This is a genomic window from Shimia sp. (assembly GCF_041624275.1).
Lineage (GTDB): Bacteria > Pseudomonadota > Alphaproteobacteria > Rhodobacterales > Rhodobacteraceae > Shimia.
Genome location: NZ_JBFJVE010000270.1, coordinates 1 through 2,963 on the forward strand (window position 1 = coordinate 1; position 2,963 = coordinate 2,963).

Below are 2,963 nucleotides of genomic sequence, written 5' to 3' on the forward strand. Positions count from 1 at the left end.
GCCCGGCGACCAGGTCGGCAACCAGCTGCGAGGCGGCGGGGGCGGTCTGGAACCCGTAGCCGCCCTGTCCGGCGACCCAGAAGAACCCCGCATCGTCGAGGGCCGGGCCGATCACCAGGTTGCGGTCGGGCGAGAAGGTGCGCAGCCCGGCCCAGCTGTGCTCGAGCCGTGTCACCGGCTCGGTGACCATCTCTTCGTAGCGCGCCAGCCCCTCGGCCAGCACCATGTCGTCGGCCCAGGCGTCATGCGGTTCCTGCGGGTCTTCTTCGGCCGGGGAGACCAGCAGCTTGCCGGCATCGGGCTTGGCGTACCAGTCCTCGCGCACCCCGAGCAGCATCGGCCAGCCCGAGACGTCGTGACCGCCGGGCGCCGGGAGCCGGGCCATCGAGCGGCGCAGCGGCGAGACGCCGAGCGGCGCGATGCCCGCCAGCCGGGCGATCTCGTCGACCCAGGCCCCGGCGCAGTTGAACAGCATGCGCGCATCGTGTGTCTGGCCGTTGGCGGTGACCTGCCAGCCGCCGGGCGTGCGGCGGATCGCCGAGACCTTCTGGCCGGTCAGCACCGCGCCGCCGGTGGCCCGGGTCAGCTTGGCGAAGGTCTGGATCTGGCGGTCGGTGTCGAGGTCGTAGGCGGCCTCGTGGAAGGCGGCGAAACCGACGCTGTCGGGGTTGAGGATCGGCACCTTTGCAAAGGCCTCGTCCAGCGTAATCGGCGCCATGTTGAGGTGGTCGCAGGCCTTGGTGAAATCATCGGCCTCGTCGGTCTTGCCGATCAGCATCAGCCCGCGCGGGCTGAGGAAGCCGCCATGGGCGTTGCGGTGGAAATCGTCGCTGGCCCGCGACAGGGCGACGGTCGAGGCCAGCCCGTAATTGGCCTCGAACAGGGCCGCCGAACGCCCCGAGGCGTGATAGCCGAGCGCGGTTTCGGCCTCGAGCAGCAGGGTCTTGCCAAGGGGGGCCAGGCGGGCGGCGGTGGAGGTGCCGGCGATGCCGCCTCCGATCACCAGAAAATCGTTCATTGGTCGTCCGTTCTGTCTTGTTGAAAGACGCCGCGGCCGCGACCGCGCGTCATGGTCGCGGGCGACGTTGACACGGTTCTTGGCGCAGGAAAAGGGGGGCGGCCGGGGTTTTCAGGACAGGGCCGCCCGGTCGGCTGCCGACAGGCTGTCCTGCCGCTCGCGCACCAGGGCCTCGATGGCATCGGCAAGGTGGCCTTGGCCGATGCTGCGGTCGCCGGCCGCGACGCGCAGGCGATGGGCGCGGATCAGCACATCGGCATGGCTACACCCCCTTGGCGGCTCGAAGCGGTAGCAGGCCAGTTCGATGGTCAGCCCCAGCGGGTCGCGGAAATAGACCGAGTCCATGAAGCCGCGATCCTTGATCGGGGTATGGGCGATGCCGCGCGCGTCGAGCCGCTCGAGCGCCTGTGTCAGGCTGGCGTGCGAGACGTTGAAGGCGATGTGATGCACGGTGCCGGGATCGCGCGGATTGGCGCCGGGATCGGCGCTGCGGCTTTCATTGGTGAAGACGGTGATCAGCCGTCCGTCGCCGGGGTCGAAATAAAGATGGCCCTCGTCGGGGTCGTCGAGATTGGGCTGATCGAAGAGGAAGGGCATGCCGAGAGCCCCCTCCCAGAAGTCGATCGAGGTTTGGCGATCGGCGCCGTTCAGCGTGATGTGATGCACGCCCTGTACCTGGATTTTCTGCATGGCTGGCCTCCTGACGGCCATCCTAGCCGGTTCCGGCGCGGCTGCAAATGCGGGCTGGCTTCGGCGCCGGTTTTGCCTCGGGCTTTGACAGGCGCGCGGGCGCTGGTCTACACAGGTCTCCATCCGCCCGGATCGTCTCGAACCGGAAAAGATATATGTTTCTTGCGCATTTAGGGGACGCCCATGAGTGTTCGTGTCATTGCATTTGTCACCATCGACGAGCAGCAGCCACAGGCGCTGGCGCGGTATCTGGAGGCGACGGGCCCCTTGCTGGACTCGGCCGGGGCGCGGATCGTGCAGCGTTTCGTGCTCAACGAAGCGGTGGTTGGTCAGCGGCCGGCGCAATCGGTCATTATCGTCGACTACCCCGACCGGGCTGCTGTCGACAGGGTGTTTGCCAGCCAGGCCTACAGGGACATCATCCCATTCCGCGACATGGCGTTCCGGGATTACCACGTGACTGTCGTGGCCGGCGAAGACCAGGCCGAGCAGCAGGCGGCAATGGAGAATTACTGAAACGCCGACTGAAACGCCGGCCGGGCCCTTGACGGCAAAAAAAGGCCCGCCTTGGGGGCGGGCCTTGGGGTGGTGACAGGCGCGGCGCTTATTGCGGCACGTCGCCTTCGATGCCTTCGACGTAGAAGTTCATGCCGGCCAGCGTGCCGTCATCGGCGGTTTCACCCTCTGCCAGCCAGGCCGAGCCGTCCTGCTTGTTCAGCGGCCCGGTGAAGGCGTGGTAGGAACCGTCGGCCAGGGCGTCTTTCAGGGCCAGCGCCTCGGCTTTCACTTCCGCAGGCACCGCGTCAGAGATTTCGCCGATGCCGACCATGCCGGCGCCGATGCCGTCCCATGTGTTCACGGTTTCCCAGGTGCCATCCATCACGGCGCCAACCCGTTTCACATAGTAGGGGCCCCAATCGTCGATGATCGACGACACCCGCGGGAAGGGGGCGTATTCGCTCATGTCCGAGGCCTGGCCAAAGGTCACGACATTGCCCGCGGCCTGGGCCGCGGCCTGAGGCGCGGTCGAGTCGGTGTGCTGAAGGATCACGTCGGCGCCCTGTTCGATCAGCACCTTGGCGGCGTCGGCCTCCTTGGCGGGATCAAACCAGGTATAGGCCCAGACGATCTTGAACTGCACGTCCGGGTTGACCTTGCGGGCGTGGATGAAGGCCGAGTTGATGCCCCGGATCACTTCGGGGATCGGGTAGGAGCCGATATAGCCGATGGTGTTCGACTTGGTCATGTGGCCGGC

General features: G+C 67.1%; 4 protein-coding genes. 1 reads left to right on the top strand and 3 read right to left on the bottom strand.

Going from position 1 to position 2,963, the window contains the following annotated elements; genetic code table 11:
- The coding region (locus ABZD10_RS14865; protein WP_372887699.1) for an NAD(P)/FAD-dependent oxidoreductase at positions 1-1,018 on the bottom strand (1,018 nt) is incomplete at its 3' end.
- A gap of 111 nt (positions 1,019-1,129) precedes the next feature.
- On the bottom strand, positions 1,130-1,708 hold the full coding sequence (locus tag ABZD10_RS14870) for a VOC family protein (protein WP_372887700.1): 579 nt from the start codon (positions 1,706-1,708) through the stop codon (positions 1,130-1,132).
- Between the two features lie 183 nt (positions 1,709-1,891).
- Between ABZD10_RS14870 and ABZD10_RS14875 the strand changes: the two genes are divergently transcribed.
- A complete protein-coding gene (locus ABZD10_RS14875) occupies positions 1,892-2,224 on the top strand; it encodes a DUF1330 domain-containing protein (RefSeq protein WP_372887701.1) in 333 nt (110 codons plus the stop codon).
- An 88-nt stretch (positions 2,225-2,312) separates the two neighbouring features.
- On the opposite strand, the gene ABZD10_RS14880 is transcribed toward ABZD10_RS14875, so the two are convergent.
- Positions 2,313-2,963 (bottom strand): BMP family ABC transporter substrate-binding protein (locus tag ABZD10_RS14880; RefSeq protein WP_372887703.1); only part of this gene is annotated, 651 nt, incomplete at its 5' end.

Excerpts from the sequence above, each read along its gene's own strand:
- ABZD10_RS14870 (WP_372887700.1), bottom strand. The coding sequence starts at position 1,708 with ATGCAGAAAATCCAGGTACAGGGCGTGCATCACATCACGCTGAACGGC.
- ABZD10_RS14875 (WP_372887701.1), top strand. The coding sequence starts at position 1,892 with ATGAGTGTTCGTGTCATTGCATTTGTCACCATCGACGAGCAGCAGCCA.